Source organism: Rhodobacter sp. P2_H5, assembly GCF_056403335.1.
On the sequence record NZ_JBFUFS010000014.1, the window covers coordinates 60489 to 78543 of the forward strand.

Sequence of the window (18055 nt, forward strand, 5' to 3'; positions counted from 1 at the left end):
AAGGACGGCCCGCTGGCGCATTCTATTTTAGGCAGGTTGGTGGAGCCAGGGAGGATCGAACTCCCGACCTCTTGAATGCCATTCAAGCGCTCTCCCATCTGAGCTATGACCCCGTTCAACCTTCCGATCTTTCGATCGTCCGACCTTTCGGTCAGCGACGCTGGGCGCGTCGTGGCGGCTTATTAGGCGGGGGCGGCGGGGGGTGCAAGAGGAAAAATGCACTTCCCGAAAAATCGCCCCCAACCCCTTGTTTAGACTTCTTCTTCGTCGCCGGGCACTTCGGTCAGATCGTCGAGCGACACATTGTCGTCGGCGTCTTCTTCCAGAAGCTCGTCGTCCAGCTCTGCATCATCGGCAACGCCGGGCGTCAGCAGATCATCATCGGCGTCCAGGTCATCGACCAGAACGTCATCGTCCTTTTCAGGCGCGACACGGGCGATCACCGAGGCGGCCATCTTGCGGCGCGCGCTTTCGATATCGACGACCTCGCCCGTATAGGGGCTGACGATCGGCGAACGGTTCAGGTCATAGAAGCGTTTGCCAGTGGTCGGGCAGATCCGCTTCGTGCCCCATTCAGCTTTGGGCATGGTCATCCTTGCAAGGCTATGTGCCAGAGAAACGTTCGCTTGCCACAGGCGGTTCGCACTGTCAAAGGCTTTTGTCGCCCGCTTACGGCTGTTGTAGCGGGACCAAATCTGGGTATGGTGGCCCGCCATTGCAAGAGGTGCCATGCCCGTTCTTCTCGGAACCCCGCCTGTTGAGATCACCCTGCGCCGGTCGGCCCGGGCGCGGCGATTTTCCTTGCGAGTCTCGTCACTTGACGGGCGGGTCACCCTGTCCTTGCCGCCCCGCGCCCGCGAGGCCGAGGCGATGGATTTCGCCCGCGCCCAGGAGGGCTGGCTGCGCGCGGCCCTGGCCAAACAGCGTCGGCCCAGTGCGATCGGCTTTGGCACGTCGGTGCTGTTCGAGGGGCGCGAGGTCACGCTTTGCCCCGGAAACGGCCGCGCGCCGCGTCTGGAGGGTGATTCGCTTTTCCTCCCCGGCGCATCGGAACAGGCCGCGGCCCGCACCGCCGCTTTCCTGCGCGCTACGGCCCGCGACCGCCTGGCTGCGGCCTCGGACCACTATGCCGGGCTTTTGGGGCGCAAGGTCGCCCGCATCACCCTGCGCGACACAAGGTCGCGCTGGGGCTCGTGCAGCCATGAAGGGCACCTGATGTATTCCTGGCGGCTGATCATGGCGCCGCCCTCGGTCCTGGCCTATGTCGCGGCCCATGAATGCGCCCATCTGGTGGAAATGAACCACTCCGCCGCGTTCTGGGCGGTGGTCGAACGCCTGTTTCCGGGGTGGGAGCGCGAGCGCGCCTGGCTTCATGCCCAGGGCGCGCGGCTGCATTCCTACCGCTTCGACGCTTGACGGCGCCGCCGGCCTTTGCTTGGGTCTTGGCATGACCACCTCACCGCGCCCCGCGACCCTCCGGCTCGCCGATCCCTCCGCCCCGGCGCATGAGCGGCTCTACCGGCTTTTGCGCCAGCAGATCATGCATGGCGAGCTGGCGCCCGGCCTGTCGATGACGCTGCGCGGGCTGGCGGCGCAACACGACATGTCGATGACCCCGGCGCGAGAGGCGGTGCGGCGGCTGGCGGCGGAAGGGGCGCTGACGATCTCCTCCTCCGGCCGGATCTCGACGCCCGAGCTTTCGCCCGAGCGGATCGAGGAACTTGCCGCGATTCGCGCCCTGATCGAGCCGGAGATGGCCTCGCGCGCCTTGCCGCGCGCCCACTTCGCCCTGATCGACCGTCTGACCGCGATCAATGCGCTGAATCAGGAGGCCGTGTTGAACCACAATGCGGTGGCCTATGTGCGCACCAATCTGGAGTTTCACCGCACCCTCTACCTGCGCGCCCAGACCCCGGCGATGCTGGCGATCTGCGAGACGGTCTGGCTGCAGCTGGGGCCGACGATGCGGGCGCTTTACGACAAGCTGCGCCGGCGCGATGTGCCGCATCACCACCGCCTGATTCTCGCGGCCCTGCGGGCGGGGGACGAGCCGGGCTTGCGGTTGGCCGTGCGCACCGATGTGACGCAGGGCCTGCGGCATCTGGCCAGTTAATCGACTGTGACAGTCGTGGCGATGCGGTCAACCTCGACCCCCTTGCGGGTCAGGCGGACAGATCCGGCGTAGGATCCGGGCGCCAGATCGGCATGAAGCTTCGAGCCCACGGCGCGAAACAGCTGGTCCTGCATCCGCTCCAGCCTTGCGGTGGTTGTGAGCAGGGTGCCACCCTCCGGGCCTGCGATGGAGAATTCCAGCTCATCCCCGGCCTGCCCGCCATAGACCTCGGCCCAGAGCACGAGGGCGGGGGCGGTCCTGGGCAGGTTCGGCGTCGCAAGCCCCGCCTTGATGGCATCGAACTGCGGCACCTCGGCGCTGAACCCCGCCGCAAGAAAGCCGCCGGGCTGATAGAGCAGGGGCTTGGCCCAGAGGCCGGGGCCGCTGGGGGGGCCACAGGTCGCCTGATCGGGGGCGAAGGGGTCCACGGGGCTGCCATTGTGGCGCACCGTCAGATGCAGGTGCGGGAAGTCGGCAGCGCCGGATTGGCCGACAAGGCCGAGCTTCTGCCCCGCAAGAACGGAATCCCCGGCGCGGACGGCGACAGAGCCTTGCTTCATATGGCAATATTGCGTCTGCCAGCCCGCACCATCCTCGACCAGAACGCCATTGCCGCATTCCTTGTCGGGGACCGGCGGCTCAAAGTCGGCGATGCCGTCGCGGACGCCGCGCACCTTGCCCGGGGAGGCCGCCAGAACCGCCACCCCTGCCGCCATCGCCGCCCGGTTGGGCAGGCCGATGTCGGTGCCGTCATGGCCGTCGTAACTCAGGCTGCCGCAGGTGAAATCGCGCTGCCCCGGGCCGGGGTCGTGGTCGACGTAGTGCTGGACGTAGCAGGTTTTGCCCAGAGTGCAGGCGACGGGCCAAGCCAATTCAAAGGCCCCCGCCGGTGTGGCGAGGGCCAAAGTCAGAAGCAGTCCCCGGATCATTCCGCCGTCAGAAGCGGTGGTTTGGAACCGGTGAGGCGCGGCTTGGCGGGTTCCTCATAGGTCAGCACGATGGCGTCATCCTTGACGCCGACATGCACGAGGCCGCCCTTGGTCAGCTTGCCGAACAGAAGTTCCTCGGCCAGCGGTTTCTTGATGTGTTCCTGGATCACGCGGCCCAAGGGACGCGCGCCCATCTTGTCGTCGTAGCCCTTGTCGCCCAGCCAATCGGCGGCTTCCGGCGTCAGGTCGATGTGGACGCCGCGGTCCATCAGCTGCGCTTCCAGCTGCATGACGAACTTTTCGACGACCGAGCGGATGACTTCCTTGCCCAGAGCGGCGAAGGGGATCACCGCGTCCAGACGGTTGCGGAACTCCGGCGTGAAGGTGCGTTCGACCGCCGCCGTGTCTTCGCCGGTGCGCTTGGCGCGGCCGAAACCGATGGCTTCCTTGGCCGCATCGGCCGCCCCTGCGTTGGTCGTCATGATCAGCACCACATTGCGGAAATCGACCTGCCGCCCGTTGTGGTCGGTCAGCTTGCCGTGGTCCATCACCTGCAGAAGGATGTTGTAGACATCCGGGTGGGCCTTTTCGATCTCGTCCAGCAGCAGCACGCAATGCGGGTGCTGGTCGACGCCATCGGTCAGCATGCCGCCCTGGTCAAAGCCGACATAGCCGGGCGGGGCGCCGATCAGACGGGAAACCGCGTGTTTCTCCATATATTCCGACATGTCGAAGCGCAGCAGTTCCACGCCGAGGATGCTCGCCAACTGCTTGGCGACCTCGGTCTTGCCGACACCGGTCGGGCCGGCGAAGAGGTAGTTGCCGATCGGCTTTTCCGGTTCGCGCAGGCCAGCCCGGGCGAGCTTGATCGCCGAGGACAAAGCCTCGATCGCCTTGTCTTGCCCGAAGACCACGCGCTTGAGGTTCTTTTCCAGATCGCGCAGCACTTCGGCATCGTCTTTCGAGACGGACTTGGCCGGAATGCGGGCGATCTTGGCCACCACAGCCTCGATCTCTTTCTGGCCGATGGTCTTGCGACGCTTGGATTCGGTCAGAAGATGCTGCGCCGCCCCCGCCTCGTCGATCACGTCGATCGCCTTGTCAGGCAGCTTGCGGTCATGGATGTAGCGGGCGGACAGTTCGACCGCCGCCTTGATCGCGTCATGGGTGTAGCGCAGATCGTGATGCTCTTCGAAATAGGGCTTCAGACCCATCAGGATCTTGACCGTATCTTCGACCGAAGGTTCGTTCACGTCGATCTTCTGGAAGCGCCGCGACAAAGCGCGGTCTTTTTCAAAGTGCTGACGGAATTCCTTGTAGGTGGTCGAGCCCATGCAGCGCAGCTTGCCGCCCTGCAGCGCGGGTTTCAGCAGGTTGGAGGCATCCATCGCCCCGCCCGAGGTGGCGCCAGCGCCGATCACGGTGTGGATCTCGTCGATGAACAGGATCGCGTCAGGGTGATCCTCCATCTCCTTCACAACCGCTTTCAGCCGCTCTTCAAAGTCGCCGCGATAGCGGGTGCCAGCCAGCAGCGCCCCCATGTCGAGGCTGAAAATCGTGGCGCCCGCCAGAATCTCCGGCGTTTCGCCGCGCACGATCTTCAAGGCGAGGCCCTCGGCAATCGCCGTCTTGCCCACGCCGGGGTCGCCCACCAGCAGCGGGTTGTTTTTCCGCCTGCGGCAGAGGACCTGGATCGCGCGCTCCACCTCGGCCTCGCGGCCGATCAGCGGGTCGACATCGCCCTTGATCGCCTTGTCGTTGAGGTCGACGCAGTATTTCGACAGGGCCGATTCCTTGGCTTCACCCGCCTCTGCCTTGGGGGTTTCGTGATGTTCATCGGCGCCCGACACCGGACGCGCCTCGCCGAATGAGGGGTTCTTGGCCACGCCATGGGCGATGTAATTGACCGCGTCGTAACGGGTCATGTCCTGTTCCTGCAGGAAATAAGCGGCGTTCGATTCGCGTTCGGCAAAGATCGCGACCAGGACGTTGGCCCCGGTAACCTCGGTGCGGCCGGAGGATTGCACATGGATCGCGGCGCGCTGGATCACGCGCTGGAAGGCCGCCGTCGGCACCGCTTCGGACCCTTCCACATCGGTGACGAGAGTGGACAGGTCATCGTCGATGAAATCGGTCAGGGTTTTCTTGAGGGCGTCAAGGTCCACCGAGCAAGCCTTCATGACGCGGGAGGCGTCCGGCTCGTCAGTCAGCGAGAGCAGAAGATGCTCCAGCGTCGCCAGTTCATGGCGGCGGGCATTCGCCAGCGCCAAGGCGCCATGGATGGCTTGCTCGAGGGTTGTCGAAAATGTCGGCACTTGCGTCGTGCTCCTGTCCTGCAGGTCGGCATAACCCGATCGGGGATCGTTCGGGCCTGCCTTGACCGTGGCCTCATATGATTAAGGATCGGTTTTCTACGCCGATCTTCAAGTGCTATTTCGCATGAAATCGCACTTGGGGGGGGATGGCCCACAAAAAGTGATGTGGGCTGGTCAGAACTTGTCCTTCCGCGCCCGGATTTCCGCGAAAACCGCGGCGTCGGAGGCGCCTGGCATGCCGATCGCCGCCTTCACCGAGGGGAGCGGAGCGCGCAGGAAGGGGTTGGTGGCCCGTTCTTCGGACAGAAGAACCGGCACGGTGGATTCGCCGGCAGCCCGTGCCGCCGTCACGCGGGCGATGCGGGCCTGGAGATCGGGGTTGGAGGGTTCGAGGGTGGCGGCGAAACGCAGGTTGCTCGCGGTGTATTCGTGGCCCGAGCAGATCAGCGTCTCGCCGGGGAGGGCGGCGAGTTTGGTCAGTGAGGCCCACATAGTATCGGGGGTGCCCTCAAACAAGCGGCCGCAGCCGCCGGACATCAGGCTGTCTGCGGTGAAGGCAAGATTCGAGTCCGGGAAGATGAAGGCGATATGCCCCATCGTGTGGCCGGAAACGTCGAGGACCTGGCCAACCTCCGCGCCGACCGAGACGCTGTCGCCCTCGGCCAGGGCGCGGTCCAGATGCGGCAGGCGGTGGGCGTCGGCGGCGGCGCCATAGACGCGGGCGCCGGTGGCGGCGACAAGTTCGGCCACGCCCTGAATATGGTCGGAATGGTGGTGGGTCAGCAGGATCAGGTCGAGCTGCCAGCCGCGCGCCTTGAGCGCCGCCAGAATCGGTGCCGCCTCGGGGACGTCGATCACGGCGGTCTCGCCTGATGCCGGATCGTGGATCAGATAGGCGTAATTGTCCGAAAGGCAGGCAACGGTGACAAGTTCTAGCGGCATGGGGGGATTCCTGACCTGGGCCGAAAGCACGCATGGCAATCGGGGGGCGAATGGCTATGGTGGGCCAATGTGGCCCTGAACCGTGACACCTTCAATGCATCTGGACGTTCTCGACCTGAGGAATTTCTACTACCGCACCGCCCTGGGCCGGGTGGCGCAACGGGCGATCCGCGAGCGGGTGGTCGAGCTTTGGCCGCCGATGGCCGGGCAGACCATGGTGGGCTTCGGCTTTGCGGTGCCCTTGCTGCGGCCCTATCTCGCCCATGCGCGCCGCGTGATCGGGCTGATGCCCGCGCCGCAGGGGGTGATGCCCTGGCCGATGGGCGAGCCCAACGTCTGCCTTCTGTGCGAGGACAGCGAATGGCCCTTGGCGACGGGTTTTGTCGACCGGCTGATCCTGATGCACGGGCTGGAGACCTCGGACAATTCCGCCGCCGTGATGGAAGAGGCCTACCGCGTGCTCGGCCCGGGTGGCCGCGCCCTGTTCATCGTGCCGAACCGGATCGGGCTTTGGGCACGCGGCGATGGCACGCCATTCGGCTATGGCCGCCCCTATTCGATGGGCCAGATGGAGGCGGAGCTGAAGCGCCACGGCTTCATGCCGGAACGGGCGATGACCGCGCTCTTCGCGCCGCCCGCCCTGGGGCGGTTCTGGCTGCGGACCTCGGCCTTCTGGGAGTGGGTCGGGCGGTCTGCCCCCTGGCTTGCGGGCGGGGTCCTGATGGTCGAGGCCTCCAAGCAGGTCTATGCCCCGACGCGCGGCGGCCTCGGCGCCATCGTGCGCCGCCCCCTGCGCGCGCTGGAGGGGATGCCGGTGCCGCAGCCGGTGCCGCGCCTGGTTTCGGGCGAGGACTAGACCTCACAGCCGGAAGAGGCCGAGGGCCTGCATGATCTCCTCCTTGGTGCCTTCCGTCACGGCGCGGGCTCTTGCGGTGCCATCGCGGATCACCTGAAGCACCTGACCCGGATCGGCGGCATAGGCGGCGCGGCGTGCGCGGATCGGGGCGAGAAGGTCTTGCAGCACATCCTCCAGCCGGGATTTGAGCCGGACATCGCCAAGGCCGCCCGCCCTGTATTGCGCCTTCAGCTCGGCCACTTCGGCGGGGAAGGGGTCGAATGCGTCGAGATAGGTGAAGACGACATTTCCCTCGACCTTTCCCGGATCTTCGGGGCGCAGGTGCTGCGGGTCGGTGAACATGGCGCGCACGGCGGCGGAGATCTCGTCGGGGCTGGCCGAAAGGGCGATGGCGTTGCCGGAGGATTTGCTCATCTTCGCCCTGCCATCGGGGCCAGGCAGGCGGCCCACGGTCGAGACATGGGCGGCAGCCTCGGGCAAGAGGCGGCGCCCGGCGGAGATGTTGAGGCGGCGGATGATCTCGTTGCACTGTTCGATCAGCGGCAGCTGGTCTTCGCCCACCGGAACCACGGTGGCGCGAAAGGCGGTGATGTCGGCGGCCTGCGCCACGGGATAGCAGAGGAACCCGGCCGGTATGTCGCGGCCAAAGCCCCGGGCCCTGATCTCGTCCTTGATGGTCGGGTTGCGCTCCAGCCGGGCGACGGTCACGAAATTGAGGTACAGCTGGGTCAGTTCGGCCAGGGCGGGCAGATGCGATTGCAGGCAGATCGTGCTGCGTTCCGGGTCGATCCCCACGGCCAGGTAATCCAGCGCCACCTCGATCACGTTTTGCCGGACTTTGGCGATGTCATGGGCGTTGTCGGTCAGGGCCTGGCTGTCGGCCAGAAGCAGAAACTGCTGGTGGCTGTCCTGAAAGCCCAGACGGCTTTTGAGCGATCCGGCATAATGGCCCAGATGCAAGGGGCCGGTGGTGCGGTCGCCGGTCAGGATGACGGGTTTGTTCATGGCAGTCTCCGTTCGGGGATGAGGGGGACGCCGCTTCCAGGCTGAAATCAAAAGGCCGCCCGAAGCGGCGGCCTGAAGGATCATCGTGCAGATCACATGACTTCGCTGGGCCGCCCTAACTTTGGGCGCGCCACCAGAAACCAAGGGAAAGGGTCTGTGAGCCGGTCATTTGTGCAATCTATTGACGCCGGCCCGCGATTTCAACCCCGGCCCCGGCTGTTTGCGCAAACCTTTCGGGCCGCTCCGCCCCTGAATCCGCCGCTTCACGCCCGCGTGAGGCCCGCGTGAAGAATTGCCGCATCGGAGCATGCCAAAACGGAGGGATTCTTGGTTGCGAGGTGGCGGGGCCTATGCTAGAGCCGCCCCAATCTCAAAGAGACGCAGACACTATGTGTGCGCCAACGGAGGCTCTTGATCTGTCCGAAGGACAGGTTGGGCGCCCAGACAGCGGAAGGGTTGACGTGTCGGAAACAGCATCCATCTCCCTCAGCATCGCCGGGCGCTATGCCCTGGCTCTATTTGAACTGGCAAAGGAAAGCGGCGCCTTGATGGCGCTGGAATCCGATGCCGATGCTTTGGGGGCGGTTCTGACCGAAAGCCCGGAGCTGGCAGCTATGATTGCCTCGCCCGTTGTGAACCGGGAAGAGCAATCCGCAGCCATGGCCGCAGTGGCCGATCAAATGGGCCTCTCGGTGCTGACCAAGAACACTCTGGCTTTGATGGCACAAAAGCATCGTCTTTTCGTGCTGCCGCAGCTGGTGCAGGACCTCAAGTCCCGCATCGCCGTGGAAAAGGGCGAAGTGACGGCGGATGTGGCCTCGGCCACGGTCCTGACGGCGGGGCAGCGCGATGCGCTGGTCGCGGCCCTGAAGGCCAATGTCGGCAAGGACGTCAAACTGAACACCACCGTGGATGAAAGCCTCATCGGCGGTCTTATCGTCAAGCTGGGCTCGACCATGATCGACACGTCGGTCAAGGCCAAGCTCGCGGCACTCCAGAATGCAATGAAAGAGGTTGGGTGATGGGTATCCAGGCTGCTGAGATCTCTGCGATCCTGAAGGCGCAGATCAAGAACTTCGGTCAGGATGCCGAAGTCGCTGAAGTTGGTCGCGTGCTCTCCGTCGGTGACGGTATTGCGCGCGTCTACGGGCTGGACAATGTCCAGGCCGGTGAAATGGTCGAATTCCCCGGCGGTATCCGCGGGATGGCACTGAACCTCGAGATCGACAACGTCGGTGTCGTGATCTTCGGTTCCGACCAGGACATCAAGGAAGGCGACACCGTCAAGCGCACCAAGTCCATCGTGGACGTGCCCGCTGGCGACGGCCTGCTGGGTCGCGTCGTTGACGCGCTGGGCAACCCGATCGACGGCAAGGGCCCGATCATGTTCGCCGAGCGTCGCGTCGCTGACGTGAAAGCCCCGGGCATCATTCCGCGCCAGTCGGTGCACGAGCCGATGGCCACCGGGCTCAAGGCCGTTGACGCCATGATCCCGATCGGCCGTGGCCAGCGCGAGCTGATCATCGGCGACCGTCAGACCGGCAAGACCGCCGTCGCTCTCGACGCCATTCTGAACCAGAAGGTCTACAACGACGCCGCCGGCGCCGATGAAGGCAAGAAGCTCTACTGCATCTATGTGGCTATCGGTCAAAAGCGTTCGACCGTGGCACAGCTGGTGAAGAAGCTGGAAGAAACCGGTGCCATGGCCTACACGATCGTCGTGGCCGCCACCGCCTCCGACCCGGCGCCGATGCAGTTCCTCGCCCCCTTCGCCGCGACCGCGATGGGCGAATACTTCCGCGACAACGGCCGTCACGCCCTGATGATCTATGACGATCTTTCCAAGCAGGCCGTCGCTTACCGTCAGATGTCGCTCCTGCTGCGCCGCCCGCCGGGCCGCGAAGCTTACCCGGGCGACGTGTTCTACCTGCACTCGCGCCTGCTGGAGCGTTCGGCCAAGCTGAACGCCGACAATGGCTCGGGCTCGCTGACCGCACTGCCGATCATCGAAACCCAGGGTGGCGACATCTCGGCCTTCATTCCGACGAACGTGATCTCGATCACCGACGGCCAGATCTTCCTCGAAGGCGAACTCTTCTACCAGGGCATCCGCCCGGCCGTGAACACCGGTCTCTCCGTGTCGCGTGTGGGCTCCTCCGCTCAGACCAACGCGATGAAGTCGGTGGCTGGCAAGGTGAAGCTGGAACTGGCGCAGTACCGCGAAATGGCGGCCTTCGCCCAGTTCGGTTCCGACCTTGACGCCTCGACCCAGGCCCTGCTGAACCGTGGTTCGCGCCTGACCGAGCTGATGAAGCAGCCGCAATACTCGCCGCTGACCAATGCCGAAATCGTCTGCGTCATCTTCGCCGGTGCCAATGGCTATCTCGACAAGGTCGCCGTCAAGGACGTGGGCCGCTACGAAGCCGGCCTTCTGAAGCACCTGCGCACCAAAGGTGCGGCGCTTCTGGCAGACATCACGGCGAAAGACCGCAAGGTGGCCGGGGATCTGGAAAAAGCTATTCGGGCCGAGCTGGACGCATTCGCCAAAGACTTCGCGTAATTTAGGTCCGGGAGCAGCAAAATGCCCAGCTTGAAGGACTTAAAGAACCGGATCGGCAGCGTTAAGAACACGCGCAAGATCACGAAGGCGATGCAGATGGTCTCTGCGGCGAAGCTTCGCCGCGCGCAGGACTCTGCCGAAGCCGCCCGGCCCTATGCCGAGCGGATGACGGCGGTGATGGCGGGACTTGCCGCCTCTGTCGGCACCAGCGATGGCGCGCCCCGGCTTCTGGCCGGGACGGGCGCGGACAAAGTGCACCTCCTGGTCGTCATGACCTCGGAGCGTGGCCTCTGCGGCGGTTTCAACACGACCATCGTCCGGCTGGCCCGGGCGAAGATCGCGGAACTGCTGGCGGCCGGCAAAACGGTGAAAATCCTCACCGTCGGCAAGAAGGGCCGCGAGCAGATGCGCCGCGAATATGGCCAGTACTTCGTCGGCCATGTCGACATGAGCGAGGTCAAGCGGATGGGGTACGCCAATGCGCGTGACGTCGCCCGCGAGATCCTGACCCGTTTCGACGCCGGCGAATGTGACGTGGTGACGCTGTTCTACAACCGCTTCCAATCGGTGATCAGCCAGATTCCGACCGCACTTCAGGTCATTCCGGCCAAGTTCGAGGGCCCTGCCCAGGCTTCGGTCGTCTATGACTACGAACCGTCCGAGGAACAGATCCTTGCCGACCTGCTGCCGCGCGCAGTGGCGACGCAGGTCTTCACGGCGCTCCTGGAGAATGCGGCTTCGGAACAAGGTGCGCGGATGAGTGCGATGGACAATGCCACCCGCAATGCGGGCGACATGATCAACAAGATGACCATCGTCTACAACCGCTCGCGTCAGGCCGCGATCACCAAGGAACTTATCGAAATCATTTCGGGCGCCGAGGCGCTCTGAGGAACCGGAGAGACACCATGTCACAAGGTAAAATCACCCAGGTGATCGGCGCCGTGGTCGACGTTCAGTTTGATGGCGCGCTGCCGGCGATTCTGAACGCTGTGATCACCGACAACAACGGCAAGAAGCTGGTGATGGAAGTCGCCCAGCACCTTGGCGAAAACACCGTGCGCTGCATCGCCATGGACGCGACCGAAGGTCTGGTCCGCGGCGCCATCGTCACCAACTCGGGCGCTCCGATCTCGGTGCCGGTCGGTGACGCAACGCTCGGCCGCATCCTGAACGTCATCGGCGAGCCGGTGGACGAAAAGGGCCCGGTCAACGCGACCGAATTCCGCGCCATCCACCAGAAGGCCCCGACCTTCGCCGAACAATCGACCGAGTCGATCGTTCTGGTGACCGGGATCAAGGTCATCGACCTGCTCGCCCCCTACGCCAAGGGCGGCAAGATCGGCCTCTTCGGCGGCGCCGGTGTGGGCAAGACCGTTCTGATCATGGAACTGATCAACAACATCGCCAAGGTGCACTCGGGCTACTCCGTTTTCGCCGGTGTGGGTGAACGGACTCGTGAGGGCAACGACCTCTACCACGAAATGATCGAATCCGGGGTTATCAACCTGGAAGACATGACCAAGTCGAAAGTGGCGCTGGTCTACGGTCAGATGAACGAACCGCCGGGCGCCCGTGCGCGTGTGGCTCTGACCGGTCTGACGCTGGCCGAGCAGTTCCGTGACCAGTCCGGTACCGACGTTCTGTTCTTCGTCGACAACATCTTCCGCTTCACCCAAGCAGGTTCGGAAGTGTCGGCTCTCCTGGGTCGTATCCCCTCCGCCGTGGGCTACCAGCCGACGCTGGCGACCGACATGGGCGCCCTGCAGGAACGCATCACCTCGACCAAGAACGGCTCGATCACCTCGGTGCAGGCCATCTACGTTCCGGCCGACGACCTTACCGACCCGGCACCTGCGACCTCGTTTGCCCACCTTGACGCCACGACCGTTCTGTCGCGCGCCATCTCGGAGCTTGGCATCTACCCGGCCGTGGACCCGCTCGACAGCTCCTCGCGTCTGCTGGACCCCTCGGTCATCGGCGAAGAGCACTACAACGTCGCGCGTTCGGTTCAGGGCGTGCTGCAGCGCTACAAGTCGCTGCAGGACATCATCGCCATCCTCGGGATGGACGAACTGTCGGAAGAAGACAAACTGACCGTGGCGCGTGCCCGCAAGATCCAGCGTTTCCTGAGCCAGCCCTTCGACGTGGCAAAGGTCTTCACCGGGTCGGACGGCAAGCAGGTTCCGCTGGAAGAAACCATCAAGTCGTTCAAGGCTGTGGTTGCCGGCGAATATGACCACCTGCCGGAAGCGGCCTTCTACATGGTCGGCGGCATCCAGGAAGTCATCGAAAAGGCCCAGCGTCTGGCTGCGGCCGCAGCGTAAGAGGTCATCATGGCAGGCACCCTGCAATTCGACCTCGTCAGCCCGGAGAAGCGTCTTGCTTCGATGGCTGCGACCGAGGTGCTGATCCCCGGCACCGAGGGCGATCTGACCGCGATGGAGGGCCACACGCCCGTCATCGTGACCCTGCGCACCGGCACTTTGCGGGTTGTGGGTGTCGATGGCGCGATCAAGTCCTATGTCGTGACCGGCGGCTTTGCCGAGGTCACCGGCACCGGGGTTTCGGTGCTGGCCGAACGTGTTGTCCCTTTTGAAGAGGCAACCGGCACGGTGATCGACTCGATCCTCGCCGAGGCCCGCTCGCTCGCCGCGGCGGCCTTGCCCGAAGACAGGGACTTGGCGGAAAAAAACGTCGCTGACGCCCTGGCGTTGCACGACGCGATCCTCAAGGGACATTGAGGCCCCGCAACGGGGGCCGAACTGTCTAAACTTCGCCAGGGCTTCCGCAATTCTGACAAGGCCCCGCCATTGCGGGGCCTTTCTCATTTTGCATTATGACATTATGACGGATGCAAGGTCCTTTCAGAGGCAGCATGAAGCGCATATCGACGGGGAAGATCGGCATCACGCAGGGAAGCAGGGTTCTGTTTTCCGATTTTGCCGATGGGGGAAAGATGTGGACCGGGCAGGGCGACCGTGAAAGCCGGCATGCCATCACCTTTCGCGAGAGCTTTGTTGCGACGCCTTCGGTGATGGTCAGCATGTCGATGTGGGACATCGACAACCGCCACACCCAGCGCGCCGACATCGCAGCCGAGAAGATCACCGCCAGCGGATTTGAACTGGTCTTCCGCACCTGGGGCGACACCCGCGTGGCCCGTGTCCGCGCCGACTGGACCGCGATCGGCGCCGTCCGGGACGACGAGGACTGGGAGATCGAGTGACCCGGCCCGGGCCGTCGGGCCGATGCCAGAACCGGGTGACCCCCGCTGCCAGATCCCCGAACCTTCTGGGCCCCGATCGCGTTCAGAACCCATAGGCCAGCCGCAGGCCGCCCCAGTGCCGGCCCTGCACGGTGATCGGGGCGGAGATGTCCTTCATCATCAGGAACTTGCCGCCGCCCATGTCGCGGCGATAGATCTGCAGCAGGAAGGGCTCGGTCGACCGTCCGGCACCCAGACCCACGCGGTCGTTGAACATCCGGCGATGCCGCGCGTTCGCCGCGTTCCACACCGGATCCGCCCCCTGCGGTTGTGAGAATTTGCGGTTGTGCGTCGGCAGATAGCCATTGCGGTCCACCGCCGCGCAAAAGACGATCCTGGGATCCGCCGCCAAGGCGGCCTCCTGCACCGGGGGAAAAAGCCGGTCGGTCAGGATGGTGAAGGGGGCGATGAATTGCCTGGGCTCTGACCCCGGAACCGGGCGGTAGTCGCTGCTGAAAAGGTCGGCCATCGTGATATCGCCACGCTCCACCGCCTGTTCCAGACTGGCGGAGAGCCTTGCGGCATTGGCCATAACCGCTTCGATCCGGGGTTGGTCGCTGGTGGCGCCGCCCATCTGGACCAGCCGCTGGATCATCCCCTCGCTGAGGCGGATCAGGTCCGACACCCGGCGCCGCGCCTCGCCCACCTTGCTGGCCTGTTCCTCCACCCCCGTATCCAGCGCGCGGAAACTCGGGCCGAAGCTGTCCATCGCCGTCCGCATCCGCGCCGCATCGCCGGCGATCGTGGCGGTCAGCGTGCCGCCGGCCTGGGCCACGGTCGACAGCGCCTCCATCGTCTTTTCGGCCTCGACGAGCTCGCCCAGGCCGCCATGGGCGGTGGCCGCGACCCGGCGGGCATCCTCGCGCAGTGCGGCGATTTCGGCGACCAGAACCCCCACGGTATCCGAAATCACCGCCGCCGCCTGCGCCGTCTGCTGCGACAGGGTGTTGATCGCATCGGCCACCACCGCAAAGCCGCGGCCAGAGGCACCGGCGCGCGCCGCCTCGATCTTGGCATTGATCGCCAGGATGTTCACTTCACGCGCGATGTGCAGGATGCGGCCGTTGGAGGCCTGCGTCCGCCCCACCGTGTCATCAACCTGGCCCAGCCGGTCGTCCAGCCCGCTGACCCAGCTCAGCACCCGCTGGCTCGACCCCATGACGGTGGAAAGCTTGCCCGCCGAATCGGCCAGGGTCTGCACCATGCCGCCAATCGACTGGCCCAGCTTCTCGCTCGCCTCGATCATCGTGTGGCTGGCCTGACCGAGGCCTTGCGCCGCGCGGCGCGCTTCGATCAGTTGCGCGGTCTGCTGCTGGGCCGAAGCCTCCGCGCCATCCAGAAAGCCCGACACATCCACGATGTCATGGCCAAGCCGGATCGTCGCCTCTGCCATCTGGTCCAGCGCCCCGTCCCGTGCGGGCAGGGGGGCGGGCATGGGCGAGCTGAGGCGGGCGGCAGGGGCGGTCATGCTGGCACTGATCCTTGGGGTTCAGCGCAGAATGACCGCTCAGGGTTTAGAAATGCTGAAGACGGCTCAGCGCGAGTACATGCCCTCGTAGATCGGCACGAGGGTTTCCGTCTCGAACAGCGAGGACACCGAGGTGCCGTTCCAGATGTTCAGGATGGCTTGGGCGAACATCGGCGCGGTCGGCACGATGCGGATATTGGGCGAATTGCGCACCTCTTCCGAGGGTTCGATGGAATCGGTGATCACCAGCGATTTCATCGCCGAGCCCGCCACCCGCGCCACGGCGCCGTTCGACAGGACGCCGTGCGTGATATAGGAATGCACTTCCTTGGCGCCGTTCTTCATCAGCAGATCAGCCGCCTTGCAGAGCGTGCCCGCCGTGTCGGCGATGTCATCGACGATGATGCAGACCTTGCCCTCGACGCTGCCGATCACCGTCATCTCGGCCACTTCGCCGGCCTTCTCGCGCCGCTTGTCGACGATGGCCAAAGGCGCATTGATCCGCTTGGCCAGCTCGCGCGCCCGCGCCACACCGCCGACGTCGGGTGAGACGACCATGATGTCGGTCAGCTTGTCCTTGAAGTGATGCTCGATATCCAGGGCAAAGACCGGCGAGGCGTAGAGGTTGTCCACCGGAATGTCGAAGAAGCCCTGGATCTGGGCTGCGTGCAGATCCAGCGTCAGCACCCGGTCGATCCCGGCTTCGGTGATCATGTTGGCAACCAGTTTGGCGGTGATCGGCGTGCGCGCCTTTGCGCGGCGGTCTTGGCGGGCATAGCCGAAATAGGGGATCACGGCAGAGATGCGGTCGGCCGAGGACCGGCGCAGCGCGTCGGCCATGATCAGCAGTTCCATCAGGTTGTCATTCGCCGGGTTCGAGGTCGGCTGGATGATGTACATATCCTCGCCGCGGACGTTCTCATAGACCTCGACGAAGATCTCGGCATCGTTGAACCGTTCGACCCTTGCGTCGACCAGGTTGACGGACATGCCGCGGTGCATCGACATGCGACGGGCAATGGCTTTCGCCAGGCTCATGTTGGCATTGCCAGCGATGAGCTTCGGTTCGGTGATGACGGGCATATTCTATCCTTGCGCTCAGCTGAGGCGGGCCGGCCTCGCATGACGGATTCGTGACGTTGACACCGCTTATCAACCTTCTAGGGTCTTGCAAACCAGTGTGACCGCTAACCGGAGTACAGGATGCCGCAGATCGAGTATTTCTTTTCCACCATCTCGCCGTTTTGCTATCTGGCAGGCGACCGGCTGGAGGAAGTGGCGGCGCGGCATGGCGCCACGATCCGCTACATCCCGCTTGACCCGATGGCGCTGTTCCCGCGCACCGGCGGGCAGGTGCTGGCCGACCGGCATCAAAGCCGCAAGGACTATCGCCTGCAGGAGCTGCGCCGCTGGTCGGCCCGTCTGGGGATGAAGCTCGACCCCAAGCCGCCCTTCATGCCGGTCAACCCGGCGCCCTCCTCCTATGCGGTGCTGGCCGCGATCAAGGCGGGCGGCGGCGATCTGCCGGGGCTGGTGCAGGGCTTTTTGCGCGCGGTCTGGGCCGAGGGGCGCAATGTCGCCGAGGATGAGGTGGTGAAGGCGATCCTCGCCGCGCACGGCTTTGACCCTGCGATTGCCGACCGTTACATGCTGTCGGCCGCCGAGACCTATGGCCGCAATCTCGACGAGGCGCTGGCGCGCGGCGTCTTCGGCGTGCCCTTCTACATCGTGGGCGAAGAGAAGTTCTGGGGCCAGGACCGGCTGGAGGATTTGGACCTCTACCTTGCCGGCAAGCTCTGAATGACCGACCTGCCGCCGCATCGCAGCTGGGCCCTCGGCGGGGCGCGCCCTGTTCTGGCGCTGCATTGCTCGCTGGCCCATGCCGGGGCCTGGGCGGGGATGGCGGGGGTGCTGCAAGGCGTGACCCTGACGGCGATGGACCTGCCGGGTCATGGCCGAGCGCCGGATTGGGACGGGGTCAGCGATCTGCACGCTCTGGCCACCGGCTCCGCGGTCGCCATGGCCGAGGCGCTGGGACAGGGCGGGCCGATCGACCTGCTTGGCCATTCCTTCGGCGGCACCGTGGCCCTGCGCCTGGCCCTGACGCGGCCCGACCTGGTGCGCAGCCTCACCCTGTTCGAGCCGGTCTTCTTCGCCGCCGCCCATGCCGACCCGAGTTTCGCAGACTTCACCCGCCACCATGCCGAGGTGACGCGGCTGGTGGCAGCAGGTGATAACCTCGGCGCGCTGCGGCTCTTCCACGCCGACTGGGGCGCCGGTCAGCCGCTCGAGTCCCTGCCCGAGCGCATCCAGTCCTACATGCGCGACCGGATGCCGCTGATCCCGGCGCTGAACGGTGTGCTGGGCGAGGACGGGGCCCATATGCTGCGCCCCGGCGGGCTGGAGGCCATCGCCGTACCGGTCCTGCTGGCGGGTGGTTCCACCAGCCCGCAGATCACCGCGGCGATCCACAAGGCCCTGGCGCAGCGCCTGCCCTGCGCCCGCGTCCTGTCACTCCCCGGATTGGGACATATGGCCCCGGTCATCGATGCCGGGGCGCTGGCGCCGCTGGTGCAGGCCCATCTCGACGCGAGCTAAG

The 18055-nt window shown here is 65.1% G+C and carries 18 protein-coding genes and 1 tRNA gene; 11 read left to right on the forward strand and 8 right to left on the reverse strand.

The window, feature by feature from the left end; translation table 11 throughout:
- Positions 1-37: 37 nt before the first annotated feature.
- Positions 38-113 (reverse strand) — tRNA-Ala (locus AC1DVR_RS17335).
- A gap of 138 nt (positions 114-251) precedes the next feature.
- Entirely contained in the window at positions 252-587 is a 336-nt protein-coding gene (locus AC1DVR_RS17340; RefSeq protein WP_478001905.1) for a TIGR02300 family protein, read from the reverse strand.
- Between the two features lie 142 nt (positions 588-729).
- Between AC1DVR_RS17340 and AC1DVR_RS17345 the strand changes: the two genes are divergently transcribed.
- Positions 730-1416 carry a M48 family metallopeptidase gene (locus AC1DVR_RS17345; protein ID WP_478001856.1) on the forward strand — a complete coding sequence of 229 codons (687 nt, stop codon included), beginning with the start codon at positions 730-732 and terminating at the stop codon, positions 1414-1416.
- Positions 1417-1447: 31 nt separating this feature from the next.
- Positions 1448-2113, forward strand: coding sequence for a GntR family transcriptional regulator (locus tag AC1DVR_RS17350; RefSeq protein WP_478001857.1), 666 nt, complete (start codon positions 1448-1450; stop codon positions 2111-2113).
- On the opposite strand, the gene AC1DVR_RS17355 is transcribed toward AC1DVR_RS17350, so the two are convergent.
- The 3 genes from AC1DVR_RS17355 to gloB form a co-directional block, all read right to left on the reverse strand.
- The gene (locus AC1DVR_RS17355; protein ID WP_478001858.1) at positions 2110-3042 is read right to left on the reverse strand and encodes a M23 family metallopeptidase; all 933 of its coding nucleotides are present in this window, start codon (positions 3040-3042) and stop codon (positions 2110-2112) included. The genes AC1DVR_RS17350 and AC1DVR_RS17355 overlap by 4 nt on opposite strands.
- A complete protein-coding gene (gene clpA / locus AC1DVR_RS17360; protein ID WP_478001859.1) occupies positions 3039-5357 on the reverse strand; it encodes an ATP-dependent Clp protease ATP-binding subunit ClpA in 2319 nt (772 codons plus the stop codon). Before clpA ends, AC1DVR_RS17355 begins: the two co-directional genes overlap by 4 nt.
- A gap of 174 nt (positions 5358-5531) precedes the next feature.
- On the reverse strand, positions 5532-6299 hold the full coding sequence (gloB, locus tag AC1DVR_RS17365) for a hydroxyacylglutathione hydrolase (protein ID WP_478001860.1): 768 nt from the start codon (positions 6297-6299) through the stop codon (positions 5532-5534).
- Positions 6300-6393: 94 nt separating this feature from the next.
- Here gloB and AC1DVR_RS17370 point away from each other — a divergent pair, with 94 nt between their 5' ends.
- A complete protein-coding gene (locus AC1DVR_RS17370) occupies positions 6394-7155 on the forward strand; it encodes a class I SAM-dependent methyltransferase (RefSeq protein ID WP_478001861.1) in 762 nt (253 codons plus the stop codon).
- A gap of 3 nt (positions 7156-7158) precedes the next feature.
- Here the strand turns inward: AC1DVR_RS17370 and trpS are convergent, their stop codons facing one another.
- Positions 7159-8160, reverse strand: coding sequence for a tryptophan--tRNA ligase (trpS, locus tag AC1DVR_RS17375; protein WP_478001862.1), 1002 nt, complete (start codon positions 8158-8160; stop codon positions 7159-7161).
- 461 nt (positions 8161-8621) lie between these two features.
- Between trpS and AC1DVR_RS17380 the strand changes: the two genes are divergently transcribed.
- The 6 genes from AC1DVR_RS17380 to AC1DVR_RS17405 all read left to right on the forward strand — a co-directional run bounded on the left by AC1DVR_RS17380 (position 8622) and on the right by AC1DVR_RS17405 (position 13949).
- Entirely contained in the window at positions 8622-9182 is a 561-nt protein-coding gene (locus AC1DVR_RS17380) for a F0F1 ATP synthase subunit delta (RefSeq protein ID WP_478001863.1), read from the forward strand.
- Positions 9182-10720, forward strand: a complete 1539-nt coding sequence (atpA, locus tag AC1DVR_RS17385) for a F0F1 ATP synthase subunit alpha (protein WP_478001864.1) — start codon at positions 9182-9184, stop codon at positions 10718-10720. The genes AC1DVR_RS17380 and atpA overlap by 1 nt, the downstream gene beginning before the upstream one ends.
- A gap of 21 nt (positions 10721-10741) precedes the next feature.
- Positions 10742-11611: a F0F1 ATP synthase subunit gamma gene (locus AC1DVR_RS17390; protein ID WP_478001865.1), complete on the forward strand. Its 870-nt coding sequence runs from the start codon at positions 10742-10744 to the stop codon at positions 11609-11611.
- A 17-nt stretch (positions 11612-11628) separates the two neighbouring features.
- Positions 11629-13047 (forward strand): F0F1 ATP synthase subunit beta, encoded by a 1419-nt coding sequence (gene atpD / locus AC1DVR_RS17395; protein ID WP_478001866.1) that lies wholly within the window; start codon positions 11629-11631, stop codon positions 13045-13047.
- Positions 13048-13056: 9 nt separating this feature from the next.
- Positions 13057-13464 carry a F0F1 ATP synthase subunit epsilon gene (locus tag AC1DVR_RS17400; protein ID WP_478001867.1) on the forward strand — a complete coding sequence of 136 codons (408 nt, stop codon included), beginning with the start codon at positions 13057-13059 and terminating at the stop codon, positions 13462-13464.
- Positions 13465-13598: 134 nt separating this feature from the next.
- Positions 13599-13949 carry an H-type lectin domain-containing protein gene (locus tag AC1DVR_RS17405; RefSeq protein ID WP_478001868.1) on the forward strand — a complete coding sequence of 117 codons (351 nt, stop codon included), beginning with the start codon at positions 13599-13601 and terminating at the stop codon, positions 13947-13949.
- A gap of 82 nt (positions 13950-14031) precedes the next feature.
- Here AC1DVR_RS17405 and AC1DVR_RS17410 read toward each other — a convergent pair whose 3' ends face one another.
- Together AC1DVR_RS17410 and AC1DVR_RS17415 are read right to left on the reverse strand one after the other, a co-directional pair.
- The gene (locus AC1DVR_RS17410) at positions 14032-15456 is read right to left on the reverse strand and encodes a methyl-accepting chemotaxis protein (protein ID WP_478001869.1); all 1425 of its coding nucleotides are present in this window, start codon (positions 15454-15456) and stop codon (positions 14032-14034) included.
- A 66-nt stretch (positions 15457-15522) separates the two neighbouring features.
- Positions 15523-16539 (reverse strand): ribose-phosphate pyrophosphokinase, encoded by a 1017-nt coding sequence (locus tag AC1DVR_RS17415; protein ID WP_478001870.1) that lies wholly within the window; start codon positions 16537-16539, stop codon positions 15523-15525.
- A 120-nt stretch (positions 16540-16659) separates the two neighbouring features.
- Between AC1DVR_RS17415 and AC1DVR_RS17420 the strand changes: the two genes are divergently transcribed.
- A complete protein-coding gene (locus AC1DVR_RS17420; RefSeq protein ID WP_478001871.1) occupies positions 16660-17256 on the forward strand; it encodes a DsbA family protein in 597 nt (198 codons plus the stop codon).
- Entirely contained in the window at positions 17257-18054 is a 798-nt protein-coding gene (locus AC1DVR_RS17425; RefSeq protein WP_478001872.1) for an alpha/beta fold hydrolase, read from the forward strand.
- Position 18055: the final 1 nt, after the last annotated feature.

Coding starts and splice junctions, on each gene's coding strand:
- AC1DVR_RS17405 (WP_478001868.1), top strand. CDS start 13,599: ATGAAGCGCATATCGACGGGGAAGATCGGCATCACGCAGGGAAGCAGG.
- AC1DVR_RS17370 (WP_478001861.1), top strand. CDS start 6,394: ATGCATCTGGACGTTCTCGACCTGAGGAATTTCTACTACCGCACCGCC.
- AC1DVR_RS17340 (WP_478001905.1), bottom strand. CDS start 587: ATGCCCAAAGCTGAATGGGGCACGAAGCGGATCTGCCCGACCACTGGC.
- AC1DVR_RS17345 (WP_478001856.1), top strand. CDS start 730: ATGCCCGTTCTTCTCGGAACCCCGCCTGTTGAGATCACCCTGCGCCGG.
- atpD (WP_478001866.1), top strand. CDS start 11,629: ATGTCACAAGGTAAAATCACCCAGGTGATCGGCGCCGTGGTCGACGTT.
- AC1DVR_RS17415 (WP_478001870.1), bottom strand. CDS start 16,539: ATGCCCGTCATCACCGAACCGAAGCTCATCGCTGGCAATGCCAACATG.
- atpA (WP_478001864.1), top strand. CDS start 9,182: ATGGGTATCCAGGCTGCTGAGATCTCTGCGATCCTGAAGGCGCAGATC.
- gloB (WP_478001860.1), bottom strand. CDS start 6,299: ATGCCGCTAGAACTTGTCACCGTTGCCTGCCTTTCGGACAATTACGCC.
- AC1DVR_RS17400 (WP_478001867.1), top strand. CDS start 13,057: ATGGCAGGCACCCTGCAATTCGACCTCGTCAGCCCGGAGAAGCGTCTT.
- AC1DVR_RS17420 (WP_478001871.1), top strand. CDS start 16,660: ATGCCGCAGATCGAGTATTTCTTTTCCACCATCTCGCCGTTTTGCTAT.
- AC1DVR_RS17410 (WP_478001869.1), bottom strand. CDS start 15,456: ATGACCGCCCCTGCCGCCCGCCTCAGCTCGCCCATGCCCGCCCCCCTG.
- AC1DVR_RS17350 (WP_478001857.1), top strand. CDS start 1,448: ATGACCACCTCACCGCGCCCCGCGACCCTCCGGCTCGCCGATCCCTCC.
- AC1DVR_RS17355 (WP_478001858.1), bottom strand. CDS start 3,042: ATGATCCGGGGACTGCTTCTGACTTTGGCCCTCGCCACACCGGCGGGG.
- AC1DVR_RS17425 (WP_478001872.1), top strand. CDS start 17,257: ATGACCGACCTGCCGCCGCATCGCAGCTGGGCCCTCGGCGGGGCGCGC.
- trpS (WP_478001862.1), bottom strand. CDS start 8,160: ATGAACAAACCCGTCATCCTGACCGGCGACCGCACCACCGGCCCCTTG.
- AC1DVR_RS17390 (WP_478001865.1), top strand. CDS start 10,742: ATGCCCAGCTTGAAGGACTTAAAGAACCGGATCGGCAGCGTTAAGAAC.